This is a genomic window from Ramlibacter humi, assembly GCF_004681975.1.
GTDB classification, from domain to species: domain Bacteria; phylum Pseudomonadota; class Gammaproteobacteria; order Burkholderiales; family Burkholderiaceae_C; genus Ramlibacter; species Ramlibacter humi.
Genome location: NZ_SMLK01000005.1, coordinates 85,438 through 107,718, shown reverse-complemented (window position 1 = coordinate 107,718; position 22,281 = coordinate 85,438). Strand labels below are relative to the sequence as shown.

Below are 22,281 nucleotides of genomic sequence, written 5' to 3'. Positions count from 1 at the left end.
ATGACTCGGCCGCTACGCGGCCGGGATGACAAATGCGGGGCTTCGGTCATTCGTCATAGAGCGAAGCGAAGCCATTCGTCGGCTTCAGAACGGCGGCAGGCCGGCGGCCTGGGCGGCGTTCTCGATCGGCACGGCGAAGCCGATGCCCAGGAAGGTGCGCGCGGGCGTCGGGTTGAGGATGGCGGTGACGATGCCCACCACCTCGCCATCCATCGTGACCAGCGGGCCGCCGGAGTTGCCGGGGTTGGCCGCCGCGTCGAACTGGATGAGGTTGGTCATCTCCTGCTTGCCTTCGGGCGAGCGGAACGAGCGCTTCAGGCCGGAGACGATGCCGCCGGAAGCCGAGGGCCCGATGCCGAAGGGGAAGCCCACGGCCAGCACCTTGTCGCCCGGCGCCAGGTCGCCGGTCGAGCGCATGGTGGCGGCCTCCAGGTCGTCGGGAATCTTGTGGGCCTGCAGCACCGCGAGGTCGTTCTCGGCCTGCACGCCGGTGACGGAGGCGTCGGCTTCCAGCCCATCGAAGAAGGTGACCTTCACCTTGTCGGCGCCGGAGATCACGTGCAGGTTGGTGAGGATGACGCCCTTGTCGACGATGACCACGCCGGTGCCCACGCCCGCTTCGATGTCGTCGTCGTCATCCGCGGCGGAAGGTTTCACCGCCTTGTCGGCGCCCTGCGCCGGGCCCAGCGCCTTGGGCTTGGCGCCATGGCCGAGCCTGGTGAGCGTCTCGTCTTTCAGCTTGCTTTTCTTCACGTAGCTGACCACGCGCACCACCGACGGACGGATGTTCTCGTACGCCTTGGAGTACTCGGAAGGCAGCGTCTGGGTTTCCAGCGTCTTGAGCACCGCCGCGTTGATGTCGTCCTGGGTCAGCTTGCGCTGGCCCGGCCGCAGGTTCATCCCCAGGCTGACGGCGAGCAGCGCGGCCAGCAGCGAGATGGCCGCCCATTGCAGGTACGGGCCGGCGAACCAGCGGCGCTTGCGCACGGGTGCGGGGGATTCGGAGGCGACAGCTTCGGGCGCGGGCTGCGCGGCGGCGGGGGCCTGCTGCGCAGGAGCCGGACGGCTGGAGCTGTAGAGAGCTGGCCTGCGCATCGGATCACCTTCTCGGACGGCGGGGCCCGCGCGGGCCCCGGAAATTCGAAAGCACACGGTAGCACGGTTTGGCAGGGCATGCACGGTTGGCGCGGCGGCCCCATGGCCCGTTCGGGCATCATCGTCCGCATGCCCGCCGCCTTCGTGGACACGCACTGTCACCTGGACGCGCCCGAGTTCGCTGGGCAAGCCACCGATGTGCGCGCGCGGGCGCGCGCGGCGGGCGTCGTGCATTGCGTGATCCCGGCGGTGGAGGTGGCCGCGTTCGACGCGGTGCGCGGGCTGGCGCATGCCTGCGGCGACAGCTACGCGCTGGGCATCCATCCGCTGTTCACGCCGCGGGCGAGTGAATCCGACATCGAGGCGCTCGACCGGGCACTGACGGCGAATGCCGGCGACCCACGGCTGGTGGCGGTGGGCGAGATCGGCCTCGACCATTTCGTGCCCGGCCTGGACCGCGACCGGCAGGAGTTCTTCTACCGCGAGCAATTGCGCCTGGCGAGCCGGCACGGGCTGCCGGTGATCCTTCACGTGCGCCGCTCGGCCGACCGGCTGCTCAAGCACCTGCGCGAGCAGCCGGTGATCGGCGGCATCGCGCACGCCTTCAACGGCAGCGAACAGCAGGCCGGGGAGTTCCTCAAGCTCAACTTCAAGCTGGGCTTCGGCGGCGCCGTCACCTTCGATCGTGCGCTGCAGTTGCGGCGGCTGGCCGCGTCGCTGCCGCTTTCGGCGCTGGTGCTGGAAACGGATGCGCCCGACATCCCGCCGCACTGGCTCTACCGTACGGCGCAGCAGCGCGCGCAAGGCGAGCCGCAGGGCCGCAACGAACCGGCGGAGTTGCCCCGCATCGCGCAGGCCGTCGCGGACCTGCGCGGCATCGGCATCGGTGAGCTGGCGCAGGCAAGCACGCGCAATGCTGCGCACGCACTGCCGCGGATGGCCGCGTTGCTCGGCCCATAATCGCGCGCCGTGACCGACGCCCAGCTTCCCGAAGTCCATTTCTCCGACCACGGCGACGTCCGCTACCTGCACCTGGGCACCGACTGGGTCCAGGGCTCGATGCGGCTGGACGATCCCTTCGGCATCCACCTCGAGTACGTCCAGCGCATGATGGCCTGGCTGCTGTTCGTCGACCCGTCGACGGTGCCGCGCCGCCACGCCATGCAGCTGGGCCTGGGCGCGGCCGCGCTCACCAAGTTCTGCCACCGCAAGCTGCGGATGAAGACCACCGCGATCGAGCTGAACCCGCAGGTGGTGGCGGCGTGCCGCCTGTGGTTCAAGCTGCCGCGCGACGATTCGCGCCTGTCGGTCGTGCTGGGCGATGCCGCGGAAGTCGCCGCGCATGAGCACTGGCGCGGCCAGGTGGACGCGTTGCAGGTGGACCTGTACGACCAGGAGGCCGCGGCGCCCGTGCTGGACAGCCAGGCTTTCTACGCCGACTGCCGCCGGCTGCTGACCGAGGACGGCTGCATGACGGTGAACCTGTTCGGCCGCTCGTCCAGCTACGAGCGCAGCCTGGCACACATCGTCGGTGCGTTCGGCAACACGGCGGTCTGGGCGTTCCGGCCCACCCGCGAAGGCAACACCATCGTGCTGGCGCTGCGCACGCCCGTGCATCCGGCCCGTGCGGAATTGCTCGCCCGGGCGGACGAAATCCGCTCGCGCTGGGACCTGCCGGCGCCCAAATGGTTGCGCGTCTTCAAACCTGTGGAATGATGGACGGATGAGCACGACCGCCCGCGCCAAGGCCCCCGACGCCCGAACTCTCCGGGGTCCGCTGGATTGGCGGCGCGTCGTCGAATGGCTGAGCGAGGACGGCGTCATTTCTGCCGAGGAAGCCGCGCGCACCATCGCCCGCTGCTCGCAGGCGCAGAGCGCGCAGCCGCCGCTGGTGCGGTTGGCCGCGGTGTCGATGACGCGCCTGCAGGACGGCAAGCCGCTCGACATCGAGACGCTCACCCAGTACCTGGCCGGCCGCGCCGGGCTGGACTACCTGCGCATCGACCCGCTCAAGGTGGACGTGGGCCGCGTCTCCGACACGATGAGCGCGGCGTATGCCGAGCGCCACCGCGTGCTGCCGGTGCAGGTGACGCCCAGCGAAGTGGTCGTCGCCACGGCCGAACCCTTCATCGACGACTGGGTGGGCGAAGTCGAGCGGCAGGCGCGCCGATCGGTGCGGCGCGTGGTCGCGAACCCGCAGGACATCCACCGCTACACGGCCGAGTTCTTCGCGCTGGCCAAGTCGGTGCGCGCCGCGCAGCGTTCCGGCGGCAACGCGGGCGCGGGCAGCTTCGAGCAGCTGGTGGAGCTGGGCAAGAGCAACAAGCAGCTGGACGCCAACGACCAGGGCGTGGTGCAGGTCGTCGACTGGCTGTGGCAGTACGCCTTCGACCAGCGCGCCAGCGACATCCACCTGGAGCCGCGGCGCGAGCAGGGCGTGATCCGCTTTCGCATCGACGGCGTGCTGCACCCGGTCTACCAGATGCCCATGGGCGTGCTCAACGCCATGACCGCGCGCATCAAGCTGCTGGGCCGCATGGACGTGGTGGAAAAGCGCCGCCCGCAGGACGGCCGCATCAAGACCCGCAACCCGCGCGGCGACGAAGTGGAAATGCGCCTGTCGACGCTGCCCACCGCCTTCGGCGAGAAGATGGTCATGCGCATCTTCGACCCCGACACGGCGGTGAAGGACCTGGACGCGCTGGGCTTCTCGCAGCACGACGCGCAGCGCTGGGAAGCGCTGGTGAAGCGGCCGCACGGCATCATCCTGGTGACCGGGCCCACGGGCTCGGGCAAGACCACCACGCTGTACTCCACCCTCAAGCGCGTGGCCACCGAGGAGGTGAACGTCAGCACGGTGGAAGACCCGATCGAAATGATCGAGCCGGCGTTCAACCAGACGCAGGTGCAGCCGCAGCTGGACTTCAGCTTCGCCGAGGGGCTGCGCGCGCTGATGCGCCAGGACCCGGACATCATCATGGTGGGCGAGATCCGCGACCTGGAGACGGCCGAGATGGCCGTGCAGGCCGCGCTCACCGGCCACCTGGTCTTCTCCACGCTGCACACCAACGACGCGCCTTCGGCGTTCACGCGCCTCATGGAACTGGGCGTGCCGGCGTACCTGCTCAACGCTACCGTGCTGGGCGTGCTGGCGCAGCGCCTGGTGCGCACGCTGTGCAAGCAGTGCCGCCAGCCCGACGAGAGCGCGCCGCGCGAGCCGGTGGAAGAGGTGGTCAAGCCGTGGAAGCTCACGGGCGGCTGGCGGCCGTACAAGCCGGTGGGCTGCGTCGATTGCCGCATGACCGGCTTCATGGGCCGCATGGGCCTGTACGAGCTGCTGACGGTGAGCGAGGGCTTCCGCGAGCAGATGACGCGCGACCCGTCGCTGGAGCACCTGCGCCGCCAGGGCGTGGCCGGCGGCATGCGGCCGCTGCGGCTGGCCGGCGCGCTGCGGGTGGCCGAGGGCATCACCACGCTGGAGGAAGTGCTCACCGCCACGCCGCCGCTGTCGTGAGGCGGCGCAGCCCCGCCGTGGTGCGCGGCGTAGTGCGTTCGGGCGGCATAGGTGGAATCCACATCTACCTGACCGGAGCCTGACCGCAACAATCCGTCCCTTCGGAGAAATCCGCGAGGAGACGAGACTTTGCGAATCAAGAGCCACAAGGACTTCGGGTCCGGCCTGATGTTCACGGCCGTGGGTATCGCCTTCGCCTGGGGCGCCACCAACTACACCATCGGCGAGGGCGCCCGCATGGGTCCCGGCTATTTCCCGCTGATGCTGGGCATCCTGATGGCCATCCTCGGCCTGGCGATCACTTTCACTTCACTCGTGGTCGAGACCGAGGACGGCGACCGCATCGGCGCTATCGCGTGGAAGCCGCTGGGTTTCATCATCGGATCGAACGTGCTGTTCGGCGTGCTGCTGGCCGGCATCCCGCGCCTCGGCATCCCGGCCTTCGGCCTGATCGTCGCCATCTACGGCCTGACTTTCGTCGCCGCGATGGCGGGCGACGAGTTCAAGGCCAGGGAAGTGGCGGTGCTGGCCACCGTGCTGGCCATCGGCAGCTACCTCGCCTTCGTGGTGCTGCTCAAACTGCAATTCCCGGTCTGGCCGTGGTTCATCGGCTGAGCGGGAGAACGACATGGACCTGATCACCAACCTTTCCATCGGCTTCGGCGTCGCCGTCACGCCGATCAACCTGCTGTACGCGTTCATCGGCTGCCTGCTGGGCACGCTGATCGGCGTGCTGCCCGGCGTCGGCCCGGTGGCCACCATCGCGATGCTGCTGCCCGCCACGTACGCGCTGCCCCCCGTGTCGGCGCTGATCATGCTGGCCGGCATCTACTACGGCGCGCAGTACGGCGGCTCCACCACGGCCATCCTGGTCAACCTGCCGGGCGAATCGTCCTCGGTCGTGACGGTGATCGACGGCTACCAGATGGCACGCCAGGGCCGCGCGGGTCCCGCGCTCGCCGCCGCCGGCCTGGGCTCGTTCTTCGCCGGCTGCGTGGGCACGCTGATCCTGGCGGCGTTCGCCGCGCCGCTGACCGAAGTCGCGTTCAAGTTCGGCCCCGCCGAATACTTCTCGCTGATGGTGCTGGGCCTGATCGGCGCGGTGGTGCTGGCTTCCGGCTCGCTGGTGAAGGCGGTCGCGATGATCGTGCTGGGCCTGCTGCTGGGCCTGGTGGGCACGGACGTCAACTCCGGCGTCGCGCGCTATTCGTTCGACATCCCGGAACTCACCGACGGCATCGGCTTCATCGTCATCGCCATGGGCGTGTTCGGCTACGGCGAGATCATCCAGAACCTGTCGAAAGCGGCGGAAGACCGCGAGGTGTTCACCTCCAAGGTCACCGGCCTGATGCCGACGAAGGAGGACTTCAGGAACATGGTTCCCGCGGTGCTGCGCGGCACGGCGCTGGGCTCGGCGCTGGGCATCCTGCCGGGCGGCGGCGCGCTGCTGTCGGCTTTCGCGGCGTACACCATCGAGAAGAAGACGTCGCTGCGTCCGGGCGAAGTGCCTTTCGGCAAAGGCAACATCCGCGGCGTCGCGGCGCCCGAGTCGGCCAACAACGCGGGCTCGCAGACTTCTTTCATCCCGCTGCTGACGCTGGGCATCCCGCCCAACGCGGTGATGGCGCTGATGGTGGGCGCGATGACCATCCACAACATCCAGCCGGGCCCGCAGGTGATGACCAGCAACCCGCAGCTGTTCTGGGGCCTGATCGCCTCGATGTGGGTGGGCAACCTGATGCTGGTGATCCTGAACCTGCCGCTGATCGGCATGTGGATCAAGCTGCTCACGGTGCCTTACCGCTGGCTGTTCCCCGCCATCGTGCTGTTCTGCGCCATCGGCGTGTACTCCACCAACAACAACACCTGGGACGTGTGGATGGTGGCCATCTTCGGCGTCATCGGCTACGTGTTCATCAAGCTGGGGTGCGAACCCGCGCCGCTGCTGCTGGGTTTCATCCTGGGCCCGATGATGGAAGAGAACCTGCGCCGCGCGCTGCTGCTTTCGCGCGGCGACTGGAGCGTGTTCGTCACACGCCCGCTGTCCGCGGGGCTGCTGGCCGCGGCGCTGCTGCTGCTGATCGTCGTGCTGCTGCCTTCGATCAAGGCCAAGCGCGAGGACGTGTTCCAGGAAGAGGACTGACCGCATGACCGCTCGCGGGGCTCGCATGGCCTCGCCCGCGGCTCGATGACGCATGACGGGGCCGGAGCGCCCCGTTTGTCATTCGTCATTCGTCATTGACGCCGCAGTCGGAGTCATTCCGTCATCGGCGGGCAGGGCACAATCACCGAGTGACCGCCGCCAAGCCCGCCAGCCTGCTGCCTGGCCTCGTGTACGCAGCCGCCGGTGCCATCGCTTTCAGCGGCAAAGCCATCATCGTCAAGCTCGCCTACCGCTGGGGCGTGGACGCCGTGCAGCTGATCATGCTGCGCATGCTGTTCGCGCTGCCGCTGTTCGTCGCGATGGCGTGGTGGGCCGGCCGCGGACAGCCGCCGCTCTCGGGGCGCGAATGGGCGGGCATCGTGGGCCTGGGCCTCACCGGTTACTACCTGGCCAGCTTCCTCGACTTCGCCGGCCTCGCCTACATCACGGCTTCGCTCGAGCGGCTGATCCTGTACCTCTCGCCCACGCTGGTGCTGCTGCTCGGCTGGCTGATGCACCACAAGCCCTTCACCCGCATGCAGCTGGCCGGCATGGCCGTCAGCTACGTGGGCGTGGCGATGGTGTTCGGCCACGAACTGGGCGCGATGGGCCCGGGCACGGTGTGGGGTTCGGTCCTCGTGTTCGGCAGCGCCGTGAGCTACGCCATCTACCTGGTGTACAGCGGCCAGATGGTGAAGACGCTGGGCTCGATCCGGCTGGTGGGCCTGGCCACCTCGTTCGCCTGCCTGTGCTGCATCGTGCAGTTCGTCGTGCTGCGGCCTTTGAACACGGCCTTCGCGGTCGCGCCGCAGGTGATCTGGCTGTCGGTGCTGAACGCGACGCTGTGCACCGCCGTGCCCGTGCTGCTGGTGATGATGGCCATCGAGCGCATCGGCCCGGCGCTGGCTTCGCAGATCGGCATGATCGGCCCGCTGTCCACCATCGCCATGAGCGCGCTGCTGCTGGGCGAGCCCTTCACCGGCTGGATCGCGGTAGGCACGGTGCTGGTGCTGGCCGGCATCTGGGTGTTCACGCGCGGCGCATCACGTTAGGCGCGCCTCGCCCGTATCATCCGGCGCTTCGAATTCGAGAGGACGACAGCATGGATCTGGGCATCGCAGGCAAGTGGGCGCTGGTGTGCGGCGCCAGCAAGGGGCTGGGCTTTGGCTGCGCGCAGGCGCTGTCGCGCGAAGGCGTGAACGTGGTCATCGTCGCGCGCGGCGAGCCCGCGCTGAAGGACGCGGCGCAGAAGCTGCTGGCCGATCCGGGCAGGCCGAAGGATGCGCAGGTGCTGCACGTCGCGGCGGACATCACCACCGCCGAGGGCCGCGCCGCGGTGTTCGGCGCGCGCAAGGACTACGACATCGTCGTGACCAACGCCGGAGGCCCGCCGCCCGGCGACTTCCGCGACTGGGACCGCGAAGCCTGGATCAAGGCGGTGGACGCGAACATGCTCACCCCCATCGAGCTCATCAAGGCCACCGTCGACGGCATGGCTGCTCGCGGTTTCGGCCGCATCGTGAACATCACCTCGTCGGCGGTGAAGTCCCCGATCGACATCCTCGGCCTGTCCAACGGCGCGCGCAGCGGCCTGACGGGCTTCGTGGCCGGCGTGGCACGCACGCGCAAGCTGGCCTCCGCCAACGTGACCATCAACAACCTGCTGCCCGGCGCTTTCGACACCGACCGCCTGCGCGGCACGATGCAAGGCGCGGTGAAGAAGACCGGGCAGACGATGGACCAGGTGGAAGCCGCGCGGCTGAACACCATCCCCGCGCACCGGTTCGGCACGCCGGCCGAGTTCGGCGCCGCCTGCGCCTTCCTGTGCAGCGCGCACGCCAGCTACATCACCGGCCAGAACATCCTGACCGACGGTGGTGCCTATCCCGGCACCTACTGAAGCCGCGATGCAGTCCGCGCCCGTGGACATCCTCGCGCTGGGCGAGGCGATGCTGGAGTTCAACCAGACCGGCGAAGGCGGCGGGCGCCACTACCTGCAGGGCTTCGGCGGCGACACCTCCAACTTCGCCATCGCCGCGGCGCGGCAGGGTGCCCGCGTGGGCTACCTGTCGGCGTTGGGCGACGACGAGCACGGCCGGCTGTTGCGCGCGTTGTGGGACCAGGAAGGCGTGGACCACTCGGGCGTGGCCACCGACGCCGGCGGCTACACCGCCGTGTACTTCGTCAACCACGACGAGCGCGGCCACCATTTCAGCTTCATGCGCGTGGGCTCCGCGGCCGCGCGCATGCAGCCATCGCACCTTCCGCGCGAGCGCATCGCCGCCGCGAAGGTGCTGCACCTCTCGGGCATCAGCCTGGCGATCTCGCCTTCCGCGTGCGACACGGCCTATGCGGCCATCGACACCGCGCGGCGCGCAGGCGTGCGCGTGTCTTTCGACACCAACCTGCGGCTGAAACTCTGGCCGGTCGACCGCGCGCGTGCGGTGATGACAGACGTCATGCGCCACTGCGACATCCTGCTGCCCAGCGTGGACGACGTGGCGGCGATCACCGGCTTGCGCGACCCCGATGCGCTGGTGGACTGGTGCCTGGGCCTGGGCGCGAAAGTGGTGGCGCTCAAGCTCGGCCATGAAGGCGCGCTGGTCGCCGACCCCAGGCAGCGCTGGCACATCCCGCCGCATGCGTGCAAGCACGTCGACGCCACCGGCGCCGGTGACACCTTCGGCGGCGCGTTCATCACGCGGCTGCTGGCAGGCGACGACCTGCCGACGGCGGGCCGCTATGCCGCCGTGGCGGCGGCCCTCTCCACCGAAGGCTACGGCGCGGTGGAACCCATCCCCACCGCGCAGCGCATGCGCGAAGCCCTGGAGAAGCGATGACCACCGGCGGCTGCATCGCCGTGCGGTGAAGCCGCAGGGATACGGGGTCCGCTATCCCTTCCGCGCCGACACCACGATGCCAGCCACGATCAGGACGAAGGCCACCGCGTGATACGCGTGCGGCGCCTCGCCCAGGAAAGCGGCTGACAGCAGCGCGGCGAACAGCGGCGTGAGGTTGGAGAAGAAGCCCGCGATGGTCGGGCCCACGCGCTGGATGCCCAGGCCCCAGCTGCGGTACGCCAGGATGGCCGGGCCGATGGCGATGTAGGCCAGCGCAACGAACACCGGCCAGCCCCAGGCGATGTGCTGCGGCGCATGCACCCACTCGGCGCCCGCGAACAGCCCGGACCAGGCGACGCCGAACACCATCTGCGCCATCAGGAAAGCGGACCAGTCGCCGCGGATCTCCGGCGGGTCGCCGGGCTTGGCGAGCAGCCAGCTGTACAAGGTCCAGCTCGCCGTGGCCAGCAGGATGAAGAAGTCGCCCGGCACCAGGCGCACCTGCCGCAGCACGTCCCAGTCGCCGCGGCTGAGCACCACCAGGACACCGGCGATGGACATCACGGCGCCGATCACCTGCCGCGCGGAGATGCGCTGGCCGAAGAAGAGCGCGCCCATGCCGATCATCCAGGCCGGCAGGCTGGCCGCCACCAGCGTGACGTTCAGCGGCGTGGACGTCTTCAGCGCCAGGTATTGCAGCGCGTTGTAGCAACCCACGCCCAGCAGGCCGAGCACGCAGAAGCGCTTCCACAGCGGCCACAGCGCGCTGCCCGTCCGCAGCGTGCGCCAGGCCAGCGGCAGCAGCAGCACGAAGGCCACGGCCCAGCGCAGGAAGTTCAGCGTCATCGGCGGCACCGAGCCGGCCATCAAGCGGCCGGCGACCGCGTTGCCCGCCCACAGCAGGGGCGGCAGGACGAGAAGGGCGGCGGTGGAAGCGGTGAGTCTCTGCTGCATGGGGCCCGCCACTGTAGCTGCCCAGCCATCGCCGCCGCGGGCAGGGGGCATCGAAACGTGGCAGGATTCGCGCTCGCTTTTTCCCGAACGAGGAGAACACCGATGACCCGAGCCGTCCGCATCGAGCAGCACGGAGGACCCGAGCAACTGAAGATCGCCGATGTGCAGGTGGGCGAGCCCGGTCCCGGCCAGATTCGCATCCGCCACAAGGCGGTGGGCCTGAACTTCATCGACGTGTACCACCGCACGGGCCTGTACAAGATGGAGATGCCCGCCGGCATCGGCATGGAAGCGTCGGGCATCGTCGAAGCGGTGGGCGAAGGCGTCACGCACCTGAAGGCGGGCGACCGAGCGGCCTACGCCGGCAACCCGCCGGGCTCGTACTGCGAAGTGCGCGTCATGCCCGCGGCGCAGGTCTGCAAGCTGCCCGACGACATCGACTTCGAGACCGGCGCGGCCATGATGCTCAAGGGCATGACCGCGCAATACCTGCTGCGCCGCACGCTGCCGCAGGGCGGCCTGCAGCCCGGCGACCATGTGCTGTTCCACGCGGCCGCGGGCGGTGTGGGCCTGATCGCCTGCCAATGGGCCAAGGCACTTGGCCTGCAGCTGATCGGCACGGCGGGCTCGGACGAGAAGTGCAAGCTGGCCAAGGAGAACGGCGCGGCGCACGTCATCAACTACAGCAAGGAAGACTTCAAGGAGCGGGTGATGGAGATCACCGGCGGCAAGGGCGTGAAGGTGGTCTACGACTCGGTCGGCAAGGACACCTGGGACAAGTCGCTGGACTGCCTGCGGCCGTTCGGCCTGATGGCCAGCTTCGGCAACGCGTCGGGTCCCGTGCCGCCGTTCGCGCCCAATATCCTCGGCGTCAAGGGCTCGCTCTACGTCACGCGCCAGACCCTGTTCACGCACATCGCCACGCGCGAGTCGTGCCAGCAGATGGCCGACGAGCTGTTCGACGTGGTCGCTTCGGGCAAGGTGAAGATCCGCATCGACCAGCGCTACCCGCTGGACCAGGTGCAGCAGGCGCACCGCGACCTGGAAGCGCGCAAGACCACCGGCTGCACCATCCTCACCCTGTGAGCGGCCTGCTGCCGCGCGAGTGGGTGGCCGGCGTGCAGGCGCGGCTGCACCGCCCGCCCGAGCGGCCGCGCGTGCCGCTGCTGTGGCGCGGCGAGCCCATCGGTTCGGTCGAGCCGGAACTCGTCCGTGACGTCCTGCGGCGCGCGCCATCCTGGCAAGGGCGGTGGATGCTCCGTGCGAAGGCCGCTGAACTCGGCAATGGCGCGCTCACGCCGCTGATGGCCGAGCTGGCCGCCACCTTGCGCGACCTGGGCCTGTCGCACGTCTGGCGCGATGAACAACTGGCCGTCTGCGATGCCCGGGGCGCGGAGCTGGGCACGGTGGAACGCGCAGTCGTGCGTCCCTTGGGCGTGGCGACGCGGGCGGTGCACCTCGTCGGTCTTTCGCCCGACGGGCGCCACTGGGTGCAGCAGCGCGCCTTCAGCAAGGCCAACGATCCCGGGCTGTGGGACACGCTGATGGGTGGCATGGTGCCCAGCCGGCAAAGCGTGGAAGAAGCCCTCGCGCGCGAGACCTGGGAAGAGGCCGGGCTGCGGATGGGCCAGCTTCGCGACGTGGCCCGCGGCGGCCAGGTGGTGCGCCGAAGCCCGACCCCGGACGGTCCGCACGGCTACGTGGTGGAGGCCATCGACTGGTACCGCTGCACGGTGCCGGAAGGCGTGGTGCCGGCCAACCAGGACGGCGAGGTGGAACGCTTCGAACTGCTGGCATCCGCCGAGCTCCAGGCGCGCCTGTTGGCCAGTGGATTCACGCTCGAAGCCTCGGCCATCTATGCGCAGGCGCTGGCGGCGTGAACACGCACTGACCGCGCATTCCTACATAGGCTTGGTCCCGGGGCTTGCAGCCTCCGCCCGTGCGGTTGGGTAGATTGGTCCCCAACTGAACGAATAGCCGCGCCGCCCCGACCGGGATGGGACGCGGGCCGGAGCATCCCCAAATGGCTTTGAGAGCCTACATCGTCGAAGACAGCCCGACGATCCGAGACAACCTCATCGAGACGCTGCAGGAACTGGCGGAAGTGCAGCCCGTGGGGCTGGCCGACACCGAGAACGAGGGCAAGAAGTGGCTGGCCGCCAACCCCGACGGCTGGGACATCGCGGTGGTGGACCTGTTCCTGAAGCAGGGCAGCGGCCTGCGCATCGTCGAAGCCGCGCGCAACCGCCGCCGCGGCCAGAAGGTGATCGTGCTGAGCAACCACGCCACTTCCGACATGCGACGCCGCTGCGCGCAGCTGGGCGCGGACGCCGTCTTCGACAAGTCCACCGAGATCGACGCGCTGCTGGATTACTGCGTGAAGGCGCGCGGCGAGCTGGAAGCCGCCTGAGTCACCACCGCACGGTGCGCCAGCCGCGTTGCGCGGCGATGGCCGCCAGCCGTGGGTCGGCGTTGACCGCCACGGCCTCGTCCGCCGCTTCGAGCAGCGGCAGGTCGTTCATCGAGTCGCTGTATGCCGCACGGTGGAAGTCCGCGGATGCGGCGCCGCGCGAGGCCAGCCATTCATCGAGGCGCGTGAGCTTGCCTTGCCGCATGTTGGGTTCGCCCTCCAGGGCTCCCGTGAAGCGGCCGTCGCGCAGTTCCGCTTCGGTTGCCAGCAGGTGCTCGATGCCGAAGTGTTGCGCGGTCAATTCGGTGAGATAGCGGCTGGTCGCCGTCGTCATCACCACCCACCGCGAGCGGCGCTGCTCCTCTTTCACGAGTTCCATGGCACCGGGGGGGATGCGCGGCACGATCTCCTCGCGCAGGAAGCGTTGCCGCAGCGGTTGCCATTCCTGCGGCGTGCGGCCGGCGAGCGTGGACACGTAGAAGCCGCAGAACTCCGCCGTGCCCACGCTACCCGCCTTGTAGCGCGCTTCCATGTCGGCGTTGCGCGGCTCGAAGGTGGCGCGGTCCAGCAGGCCTTCGCGCATCAGGAAGTCGCACCACAGCACGTCGCTGTCGCCCAGCAACAGCGTGTGGTCCAGGTCGAAGAGTGCGAGGCGCGGTTTCACGCCGAGCGCAGGTGCCAGGCCTTGGGCCGCGTGAACGTCTGGATGCCATAGCTGGACAGCGTGAGGCCCACGCCCGAATCGCCGACGCCGCTCCACGGCAGGCGCGGGCTGACGCGGTCGCAGCAGTTCCAGTACACGCTGCCCGCATGCACCTGCGCCAGCAGCTTCTTCGCGCGCGCTTCGTCCTTCGTATACACGCCGGCGGTCAAGCCGTAGCGCGTGTCGTTCATCAGCTTCACGGCCTCTTCGTCGCCCGATACTTTCTGGATGCCGATGACGGGACCGAAACTTTCCTCGCGCATCAGCTCCATCGAGTGGTTCACGTTGGAGAAGACGGTGGCTTCGAACCAGTTGCCGGGCCCGCCCGCGCGCTGGCCGCCCGCGAGCAGCTTGGCGCCCTTGGCCTTCGCATCCGCCACCTGCGCTTCCAGCACCTTCAGCTGCGGTTCGCGCGTGATGGCGCCGATGTAGGTGTCTTCGGCCATCGGGTTGCCGCGCTTGTAGCCCTTCACCGTGTCGACGAAGGCGGCGACGAAAGCGTCGTGCACCTTCTCGTGCACGTAGATGCGCTCCACCGAGCAGCAGCTCTGGCCGGTGTTGTACATGGCGCCGTCGGCCAGCGACTCGGCGGCGGTCTTCGGGTCGGCGTCGTCGGCGACGTAGGTGGGATCCTTGCCGCCCAGTTCCAGCTGCAGCTTGACGAAGCGGTCGCCGACGGCCTGCGCGATGCGCTTGCCCGTGCCGTGCGAGCCGGTGAAGAACACGCCGTCCACCGGCTGCGCCAGCAGCGCGGTGCCGACTTCGCCGGCGCCGACCAGGCAGGTCATCACGTCCTTCGGCACGCCCGCTTCGTGCAGCAGGCGCGCGATCTCCAGGCCCGTCATCGCGGCGTACTCGGAAGGCTTGTACAGCACCGAGTTGCCGGTGAGCAGCGCGGGCAGGATGACGTTGCAGCCGACGAACCAGGGGTAGTTCCAGGCCGAGATGTTGGCGACCACGCCCAGCGGTTCGTGCTGGATCACCTCGCGCATGCCGCCTTCGTCGAACACCTGCTCGGGTTCGACGACGGGCTGGACCATGCCGAGGAAGAAGTCGATGCGCGGCAGCAGGCCATTCAGCTCGTTGCGCGACATCTTGATCGGCTTGCCGGTCTCCTTCGTCATGGTGGCGGCGAGTTTCTCGAGATCGCGCACCACGCCTGCGCGGAACCGGTCGACACAGGCTTTGCGTTCGGCCAGCGGGCGGGCGGCCCATGCGGGCTGCGCCGCGCGCGCGGCTGCGTACTTGGCTTTCACGCTGGCCGCGTCGTCCGCGGGCAGGTTGGCGATGGTTTCCCCGGTGGCGGGGTTCAGGACGGCGAGTGTGCTCATTCGGTGCGGGCCGCTTGCGCGGCCGAAAGGAAGTCGTGCAGCAGCGGCGTGTCGTCGACGACGCCGAGGTGCGGGAAATGGAACTCAGGGTGCCACTGCACCGCGGCGACCCAGGCGTCGCCGGTGTGCCGGATGGCTTCGATCACGCCGTCGTCGGGCGAGGTGGCTTCCACCGCGAAGTCCGGCGCCAGGTCCTTGATGCCCTGGTGGTGCACGCTGTTGATCTTGTGCTGTTCCGTGCGCAGCAGCTGCGACAGGCGCGTGCCGGGCAGGATGTCCACCTGGTGGAAGTTCAGGTCGTAGGCGTCGGCGTCGCGGTGCACGCGCGCACCGGGCTTCTGCGTGGAGATGTCCTGGTACAGCGTGCCGCCGTGCGCGACGTTGATCAGCTGCAGGCCGCGGCAGATGCCGAACACCGGCTTGCGCGCCGCCTCGAAAGCCTTGACCAAGGCGATCTCGTAGTCGTCGCGCGCCTTGTCGCCGTTCCACTCCGGGCGCAGCGGTTGCTCGCCGTAGCTGCCCGGCCAGACGTCGGCACCGCCGTGCAGCACCAGGCCGTCGAGCCAGTCCGCGTAGTCGGCCACCGTGACGTCGCCGCGGAAAGTGTCGCCCGCCGGCACCGGGATCATCACCGGCAGCGCGCCCGCGGCCATCACCCAGTGCGCCGTCGACTGCTCGATCCACTGCAGCGTCTTCTTCGGCGCCGCCTTGCGGGAAGCGTCCGGGTGGAAGAAGCAGGCGCTGATGCCGATCTTGAGCCTGTCCGCCTTCGAGCCTGACTTAACCCTCCCCCCCTGGGGGAGGGTTGGGGTGGGGGCGCTCCCAGAACTCATCTCACAGCGCTGCTTCAAACAGCCGCTTGAAATCGCCGGCCGTCACAGGCCGCGGATTCGTCTGGTGGCAGATGTCCTTCACCGCGATGTCCACCAGGCGCGGAATCTGCTCGGACTTCACGCCGTGCTGCGCCAGCTTGCCGCTGATGCCCACCTGCGCCTTCAGTTCGCGCAGCCAGGGGATGAACGCGGCGCCGCCGCCCTTCACCCCGCACACGTGCGCCAGTTCGTCGAACTTGGCCGGCACGGCCTCGCGGTTCCAGTCCAGCACGGTGTCGATCATCAGCGCGTTGGCCAGGCCGTGGTGCAGGTCGCACACGGCGCCCAGCGCGTGGGCGCACGAGTGCACGGCGCCCAGGTCTTTCTGGAAGGCGATGGCGCCCATCATCGAAGACATCATCATGTCGCTGCGGGCCGCCAGGTTGGACGGTTCCTTCACGGCGGTGAGCAGCGACCGCGCCGCGATGCGCGTGCCTTCCAGCGCGATGCCGTCGCACAGCGGGTGGTAGGCGGGCGAGAGGTAGCTCTCGATGTTGTGCGTCAGCGCGTCCATGCCGGTGGCCGCGGTCACCTGCGGCGGCAGGGCCAGCGTCAGTTCGGGATCGGCGAACACCTTCTTCGCCAGGATCTTCGCGCTGAACACCACGCGCTTGAGGTGCGTGTCGTCCTCGCTGATGACCGAAGAGCGGCCGACTTCCGAGCCCGTGCCCGACGTGGTGGGCAGCGCGACGAAGTACGGCAGCTCGTTGGAGATGGGTCGCACCTTGGGGTGGTCCCACACGTATTCGATGATGTCGCCTTCGTGCGTGGCGGCGATGCCGACCACCTTGGCGACGTCCAGCGCGGCGCCGCCGCCGAAGCCGATGATGCAGTCGGCTTGGTGCGCCTTGTAGGCCGCGGCACCGCCCATGACCTGGCTGGCGGTCGGGTTGCCGAACACGCCGCCGTAGACCGCGACGTCCAGCCCTTGCAGGTGCGACTGGAACTCGGCCAGCACGGGCAGGGCGGCCAGCGCCTTGTCGGTGACGATCAGCGGGCGCTTCAGGCCGTGCGACTTCAGGTGCGCGGCGACTTCCTTGCGCGCGCCGGGCCCGAAGGCGATGGAGGTGGGGAAGGAAAAGTTGGACAGGCTCATCAGATGATCTCGAAATAACGTTTCAATTCCCAGTCGGTGACGCCGTCCTGCCACTGGCGCCATTCCCACTCGCGGGTGGCGGCGAAATGGTCGACGAAGGTGTCACCGAGGAAGTCGCGCGCGACCTTGGACTCGCGGAAGTTGCGCGTGGTTTCGATCAGCGTGCGGGGCGCGCGCGGGACGTTCTCACCGCCCTGGTTGGTGCCGGTGATGGGCGGCGCGGTGAGCTTCAGGCCCTTTTCCACGCCATGCAGGCCAGCCGCGATGACCGCGGCCATCGCCAAGTAAGGATTAACGTCGGCGCCCGGGCAACGCGTTTCCAGCCGCGTGGCCTTGGGCGAGCCGGCGATGACGCGGAAGCTGGCCGTGCGGTTGTCGATGCCCCAGGTGGGTTTCACCGGCGCCCAGAAGCCGTCGACCAGCCGCTTGTAGCTGTTGATGGTGGGCCACAGCATGGGCCCGAATTCCATCAGGCAGGCCACCTGGCCGGCCAGGTAGCTCTCGAACAGCTTGCTCATGCTGCGCTGCGACTTGCCGTCGAAGAACAGGTTCTTCTTGCCGTCCGACAGGCTCTGGTGGATGTGGCCGCTGCAGCCTGGGTACTTCTGTGACCACTTGGCCATGAAGCTGGGCATGACGCCGTAGCGCTTGCCGATCTCGCGCGCGCCGGTCTTGAACAGGATGGCGCGGTCGGCCTGCTCCAGCGCGGACGAGAAGCCGATGGCCGCTTCGTACACGCCGGGACCGGTCTCGGTATGCAGGCCTTCGATGGGCACGTTGAACGCCAGCATCTCGTCCATCAGCGCGTTGAAGAAGCCGGGGTTGTCGGCCATGCGCAGCAGCGAGTAGCCGAACATGCCGGGCGTGAGGGGTTCGGGCGGCTGGCCGTTCTTCGCGGCCCAGGTGTGGGGCGTCTCGCGGAAGTTGAACCACTCGAATTCCATGCCCGTCATGACTTCGAAGCCGAGTTTCTTCGCGCGCGCCAGCACGCGCTTGAGCGTCTGGCGCGGGCATGCCGGGTGCGGCGTGCCGTCGGCGTTGACGAATTCGCCCAGGAAGAAATCGACGTTGTTGTCCCACGGCACCTGGCGCGCGGTGTCCAGGTCGACGCGGGCCAGCGCATCGGGGTATCCGTGCTGCCAGCCGGTGATGGTGGTGTTGTCGTAGCAGACGTCCTGCGAGTCCCAGCCGAACACCACGTCGCAGAAGCCGAAGCCGCCTTCGACGGCGCCTTCGAACTTGCCGACGTGCAGGTACTTGCCGCGCAGGATGCCGTCGATGTCGCTGACGGCGACCTTGACTTTCTGGGCGCCGCGCTTGCGGACGGCCGCGAGGGCGGGATGGATCTTGCTGGCCACTGGGTCTCCTGTTCTCGGGGATGTCAGATCGCGGGCTCTCCGGAAGCGATGCCCAGTTCCTGCAGCGCCAGTTCGACGGCGTGCACGGCCTGCTGCATCTCCACCCGTCCGATGGCGCCGATGCAGCCGACGCGGAAGGTTTCGATCTGGGTCAGCTTGCCCGGGTACAGGATGAAGCCGCTGGCCTTGGCGGCGTTGTAGAACGCCTTGAAGTCGTAGCGCGAATCGCCGGGTGCGTGGAAGGTCACGATGATGGGCGCCTGGATGGAAGGATCCAGGAAGGGCATGAAGCCCAGCCGCGCCATGCCGTCCACCAGCGTGCGGTAGTTGTCGGTGTAGCGGGCCAGGCGCGCGGGCTGGCCGCCTTCGGCTTCGAACTGCGCGATGGCTTCGGCCAGCGCCACCACCACGTGCGTGGGCGGCGTGAAGCGCCACTGGGTGGTCTTCTCCATGTACTGGTACTGGTCGTACAGGTCCATGGCCAGCGACTGGCTGTTGCCCGCGCATTGGTCGAGGATGGCCTTGCGCAGGAACACGAAGCCCATGCCGGGCACGCCTTCCAGGCACTTGCCGCTGGCGGCGACGAGGGCGTCGAAGCGCACCTCGCGCGCGTCGATGGGCAGCGCGCCGAACGAACTCATCGCATCGACGATCAGGCCCTTGCCGCGCTTCTCGCAGACCATCGCCACGTCCCGCAGCGGGTTGAGCACGCCGGCGCCGGTTTCGCAATGGATCATCACCACGTGCGTGATGCTGGGGTCTTGCGCCAGCTTCTGGTCCAGCACCTGGGGCGACACCTGCGCCGCCTCGTCGAAGTCCAGCACCGTGCACTTGCGGCCCATCAGGCTGGTGAGCTTCGCGGCGCGCTTGCAGTACGCGCCGTTGTCCATCACCAGCACGTGGCCTTCGCGCGGCACCACGGTGGCCACGGCGGCTTCCACGCTGAAGGTGCCGCTGCCTTGCAGGGGCACGACCACGTGGGACTGCTCGCCGTGGATGACCTTCAGCAGGCTGGACCGAACGCGCGCGGTGACGGCGTTGAAGTCCGCGTCCCACGAACCCCAGTCGCGCAGCATGGCCAGCTTGGTCTGCAGCGTGGTGGTGAGGGGGCCCGGCGTGAGCAGGATGCGTTCACGGTCCATGGTGTCTCCAATCCTTATCGGGTCACGGTTCGCCAGGCCTGCGTGCGGCGCTGCACCCACCAGGCCACGGCCATGAACAGCAGCGTGGCCACGGTGGAAACGGCGAAGATCAGCATCGCCATGGCGGCGGCCGCGCCGATCTCGCCGGCTTCGTCGAGGTTCAGGATGGTGACGGATGCCACCTTGGTCTCGGGCGAATACAGGAACACGACCGCGGAGATCGTGGTCATGGCGTTGACGAAGAAGTAGCGCGCGATGTCCACCAGCGTGGGCAGGCAGATGGGCACCGTCACGCGCAGGAAGGTCTTGAAGAACGGCACCTTCAGCGAGGCGCTGACGTTCTCGAACTCGCCGTCCAGCGACTTGAGCGCCGTCACCGCGGTGAGGTGGCCGGTCGTGTAGAAGTGCACCACCGTGCACAGCGTCAGCAGCGCCAGCGTGTGGTACAGCCCGCCCAGCGGGTTGCCGGGCGCGTTGAAGAAGAAGATGTAGCCCAGGCCAAGCACCAGGCCGGGCACCGCCATCGGCAGCATCGCCAGCCCGCCCACGATGCCGCGCAGCGCCGGCACGGCCCAGCCGCCGCGGCCGCCGGGCGTCTTTTCCATCAGGTAGGCGGCGCAGAACACCAGGATGGTGCCGAACACCGCGGTGCCGCCGGCCATCATCAGGCTGTTGACGAAAGCTTCGCCGGCTTCGGCGTCGTTCAGGCCCAACAGGTAGTGCCGCAGGCTGGGCTCCAGCTTGTAGGGCCAGAAGCTGGCGAAAGAGGCGAACACCGCCATGCCGATCATCGCCAGCATCAGCAGCGCGATGAGCGTGCAGTAGGCCGTCATCGCGCGGTCGAAGCCGGGTGAATGCTTCGGCGAGTAGGGCACCGCGCGTGCGGTGAGCATGGCCGTCTGGCGGCGGCTGACGAGGTGGTTGACCGCGAAGGTGACCACCGCCGGCACCAGCAGCAGGATGGCCACCACGGAGCCTTTGGCGAAGTCCTGCTGGCCGATGACCAGCTTGAAGATGTCGGTGGCCAGCACGTTGAAGTTGCCGCCGATCACTTTCGGGATGCCGAAGTCGGTGACCACCAGCGTGAACGTCACCAGCGCGGCGGAGATCAGGCCGTATTTGGCGCCCGGCAGCGTGATGGTGAAGAACTTGCGCGCGCGGCTGGTGCCCAGCGCGTCGGCGGCTTCGTACAGCCGCGCGTCCGCCAGCGCCAGCGCCGACACCAGGATCATCAGCGTGTGCGGGAAGATGGCGAAACACTCGCCGATGACGATGCCCGGGGCGCCGTAGATGGAGTCGATGCCCGCGTGCACCAGCCACGACTTCAGCACGCCCTGGTTGCCGAACCAGTAGATCAGCGAGATGGCCGACAGCAGCGAGGGCGCCAGCAGCGGGATGAGCGTGATGCCGCGGAACAGCGGCTTCAGGCGCATGCACGAGCGCGTGAGCGCGTAGGCGAAGCCAAAAGCCAGCGGCACCACGATAGCGGTGACCACCGTCGACACCCAGAACGAGTTCCACAGGCTGCCCAGCAATGCGGGATTGCGCGCGTACTCGATGAAGTTGTGCGCGCCGACGAACTCGCCGTCCTTGCCCTGCAGCGCGTGCAGCAGGATGGACAGCAGCGGCAGCGCGAGGAAGGCGACCAGCGCCAATGCCACCAGCGCCAGCACGGCATGCGCCACGCGGTCGCTCCAGTGCGCGTTCTGGCGCACCGTGGTCTGCGCCTGGGCAGGCGTGGTGGGCAGCACGGCGGACATTCAGAACACCTTCAGCCGCTCGGGCAGCAGCTTCAGCCGCAGCGGCGAGCCGACCGAGAGCGAGGCTTCCGACAGGTAGTTGAGCGACAGGTACACCGTCAGCTTGCCCGGCTGGATGGCGGGCGAGGCCACGTGCACGTGGCAATAGGAGCCGAGGAACTCGATCTTCTCGATGCTGGCGTCGAAGACGTGCGGGTCGCCATCCGCGATGGGGCGTGCGAGGACGTCTTCGGGACGCAGGTAGACACGCGCGTCGCGTGCCGGGCCATCGCACGGCACGCGGAGTTCGCCGAAGTGCACCATGCCGTCGCGCACCTGCGCGGGCAGCACGTTCACCTTGCCGACGAAATCGGCCACGAAGGGGGACGCCGGCTCGCGGTACACCTCCAGCGGCGAACCCACCTGCTCGATCAGGCCGTTGTTCATCACCACGATGCGGTCGGCGACGGCGAGCGCCTCTTCCTGGTCGTGCGTGACCATGATGGTGGTGACGCCCAGCTTCTGCTGCAGCGCGCGGATCTCCGAGCGCAGGCGCACGCGCTCCAGCGCGTCGAGCGCGGAAAGCGGTTCGTCCAGCAGCAGCAGCCCGGGCGACGTGGCCAGCGCGCGCGCCAGCGCGATGCGCTGCTGCTGGCCGCCGGACAGTTGCGCCGGGTACTTGGCTTCGCTGCCCGGCAGGCCGACCAGCTTCAATAGGTCGGCCACCTTGCGCGCGATGTCGGCCTTCGGTGACTTGCGATTGACCAGGCCGTAGGCGACGTTGTCGGCGACGGTGAGGTTGGGGAAGAGTGCGTAGCTCTGGAAGACGATGCCGTAGTCGCGCTCGGCGGGCGGCAGGCGCGAGATGTCGCGCCCCGCCTGCCACACCTCGCCCGAGGTCTGCACCTCCAGGCCCGCGACGATGCGCAGCAGCGTCGTCTTGCCGCAGCCCGAAGGGCCGAGGAAGCAGACGAATTCGCCGCGGCCGATCGACAGGTTGATGTCCTGCAGGGCCGTGAAGCCCCCGAACGCCTTGCGGATGTGCTTCAGTTCGAGGGACAGTTCCTGCATCGCCAGACTCTCA

The 22,281-nt window shown here is 68.7% G+C and carries 21 protein-coding genes; 11 read left to right on the top strand and 10 right to left on the bottom strand.

From position 1 onward, the window contains the following. Positions 1–84: 84 nt before the first annotated feature. Positions 85–1,095: a S1C family serine protease gene (locus EZ216_RS15300; RefSeq protein ID WP_135250652.1), complete on the bottom strand. Its 1,011-nt coding sequence runs from the start codon at positions 1,093–1,095 to the stop codon at positions 85–87. A gap of 129 nt (positions 1,096–1,224) precedes the next feature. Here EZ216_RS15300 and EZ216_RS15295 point away from each other — a divergent pair, with 129 nt between their 5' ends. From EZ216_RS15295 to EZ216_RS15260, 8 genes are all read left to right on the top strand, one after another. After that, positions 1,225–2,055 carry a TatD family hydrolase gene (locus EZ216_RS15295; protein ID WP_205959684.1) on the top strand — a complete coding sequence of 277 codons (831 nt, stop codon included), beginning with the start codon at positions 1,225–1,227 and terminating at the stop codon, positions 2,053–2,055. Positions 2,056–2,064: 9 nt separating this feature from the next. Next, positions 2,065–2,811, top strand: a complete 747-nt coding sequence (locus EZ216_RS15290; RefSeq protein ID WP_135250651.1) for a class I SAM-dependent methyltransferase — start codon at positions 2,065–2,067, stop codon at positions 2,809–2,811. Positions 2,812–2,818: 7 nt separating this feature from the next. Then, entirely contained in the window at positions 2,819–4,609 is a 1,791-nt protein-coding gene (gene tfpB / locus EZ216_RS15285; RefSeq protein ID WP_135250650.1) for a type IV pilus assembly ATPase TfpB, read from the top strand. Positions 4,610–4,738: 129 nt separating this feature from the next. Next, on the top strand, positions 4,739–5,224 hold the full coding sequence (locus EZ216_RS15280) for a tripartite tricarboxylate transporter TctB family protein (protein WP_135250649.1): 486 nt from the start codon (positions 4,739–4,741) through the stop codon (positions 5,222–5,224). A 13-nt stretch (positions 5,225–5,237) separates the two neighbouring features. Continuing rightward, positions 5,238–6,752 (top strand): tripartite tricarboxylate transporter permease, encoded by a 1,515-nt coding sequence (locus tag EZ216_RS15275; RefSeq protein WP_135250648.1) that lies wholly within the window; start codon positions 5,238–5,240, stop codon positions 6,750–6,752. Between the two features lie 149 nt (positions 6,753–6,901). Continuing rightward, entirely contained in the window at positions 6,902–7,804 is a 903-nt protein-coding gene (locus EZ216_RS15270) for a DMT family transporter (RefSeq protein ID WP_135250647.1), read from the top strand. A gap of 50 nt (positions 7,805–7,854) precedes the next feature. Beyond that, positions 7,855–8,652: an SDR family oxidoreductase gene (locus tag EZ216_RS15265; protein ID WP_135250646.1), complete on the top strand. Its 798-nt coding sequence runs from the start codon at positions 7,855–7,857 to the stop codon at positions 8,650–8,652. A 7-nt stretch (positions 8,653–8,659) separates the two neighbouring features. Beyond that, the gene (locus tag EZ216_RS15260) at positions 8,660–9,592 is read left to right on the top strand and encodes a sugar kinase (RefSeq protein WP_135250645.1); all 933 of its coding nucleotides are present in this window, start codon (positions 8,660–8,662) and stop codon (positions 9,590–9,592) included. A gap of 51 nt (positions 9,593–9,643) precedes the next feature. On the opposite strand, the gene EZ216_RS15255 is transcribed toward EZ216_RS15260, so the two are convergent. Further along, the gene (locus EZ216_RS15255) at positions 9,644–10,546 is read right to left on the bottom strand and encodes a DMT family transporter (RefSeq protein ID WP_135250644.1); all 903 of its coding nucleotides are present in this window, start codon (positions 10,544–10,546) and stop codon (positions 9,644–9,646) included. Between the two features lie 102 nt (positions 10,547–10,648). Between EZ216_RS15255 and EZ216_RS15250 the strand changes: the two genes are divergently transcribed. From EZ216_RS15250 to EZ216_RS15240, 3 genes are all read left to right on the top strand, one after another. Then, complete coding sequence (locus EZ216_RS15250) at positions 10,649–11,632, top strand: quinone oxidoreductase family protein (protein ID WP_135250643.1); 984 nt, start codon at positions 10,649–10,651, stop codon at positions 11,630–11,632. Continuing rightward, positions 11,629–12,426, top strand: coding sequence for an NUDIX hydrolase (locus tag EZ216_RS15245; RefSeq protein WP_135250642.1), 798 nt, complete (start codon positions 11,629–11,631; stop codon positions 12,424–12,426). Before EZ216_RS15250 ends, EZ216_RS15245 begins: the two co-directional genes overlap by 4 nt. 143 nt (positions 12,427–12,569) lie before the next feature. After that, positions 12,570–12,956, top strand: coding sequence for a response regulator (locus EZ216_RS15240; RefSeq protein WP_135250641.1), 387 nt, complete (start codon positions 12,570–12,572; stop codon positions 12,954–12,956). A 1-nt stretch (position 12,957) separates the two neighbouring features. On the opposite strand, the gene EZ216_RS15235 is transcribed toward EZ216_RS15240, so the two are convergent. From EZ216_RS15235 to EZ216_RS15200, 8 genes are read right to left on the bottom strand one after another with little or no spacing between them, the layout of a single operon-like run. Further along, positions 12,958–13,620 (bottom strand): HAD family hydrolase, encoded by a 663-nt coding sequence (locus EZ216_RS15235; protein WP_135250640.1) that lies wholly within the window; start codon positions 13,618–13,620, stop codon positions 12,958–12,960. Beyond that, a complete protein-coding gene (locus EZ216_RS15230) occupies positions 13,617–14,990 on the bottom strand; it encodes an aldehyde dehydrogenase family protein (protein ID WP_135250639.1) in 1,374 nt (457 codons plus the stop codon). Before EZ216_RS15230 ends, EZ216_RS15235 begins: the two co-directional genes overlap by 4 nt. Further along, positions 14,987–15,823 (bottom strand): gamma-glutamyl-gamma-aminobutyrate hydrolase family protein, encoded by an 837-nt coding sequence (locus EZ216_RS15225; protein WP_135250638.1) that lies wholly within the window; start codon positions 15,821–15,823, stop codon positions 14,987–14,989. The genes EZ216_RS15230 and EZ216_RS15225 overlap by 4 nt, the downstream gene beginning before the upstream one ends. Before the next feature lies 1 nt (position 15,824). After that, a complete protein-coding gene (locus EZ216_RS15220; RefSeq protein WP_135250637.1) occupies positions 15,825–16,958 on the bottom strand; it encodes an iron-containing alcohol dehydrogenase in 1,134 nt (377 codons plus the stop codon). Beyond that, positions 16,958–18,316: a glutamine synthetase family protein gene (locus tag EZ216_RS15215; protein ID WP_135250636.1), complete on the bottom strand. Its 1,359-nt coding sequence runs from the start codon at positions 18,314–18,316 to the stop codon at positions 16,958–16,960. Before EZ216_RS15215 ends, EZ216_RS15220 begins: the two co-directional genes overlap by 1 nt. 23 nt (positions 18,317–18,339) lie before the next feature. After that, positions 18,340–19,458 carry a 2-aminoethylphosphonate--pyruvate transaminase gene (locus EZ216_RS15210; RefSeq protein ID WP_135250635.1) on the bottom strand — a complete coding sequence of 373 codons (1,119 nt, stop codon included), beginning with the start codon at positions 19,456–19,458 and terminating at the stop codon, positions 18,340–18,342. Positions 19,459–19,472: 14 nt separating this feature from the next. Further along, positions 19,473–21,218 carry a putative 2-aminoethylphosphonate ABC transporter permease subunit gene (locus EZ216_RS15205; protein WP_135250634.1) on the bottom strand — a complete coding sequence of 582 codons (1,746 nt, stop codon included), beginning with the start codon at positions 21,216–21,218 and terminating at the stop codon, positions 19,473–19,475. Next, positions 21,219–22,268, bottom strand: coding sequence for a putative 2-aminoethylphosphonate ABC transporter ATP-binding protein (locus EZ216_RS15200; RefSeq protein ID WP_135250633.1), 1,050 nt, complete (start codon positions 22,266–22,268; stop codon positions 21,219–21,221). Positions 22,269–22,281: the final 13 nt, after the last annotated feature.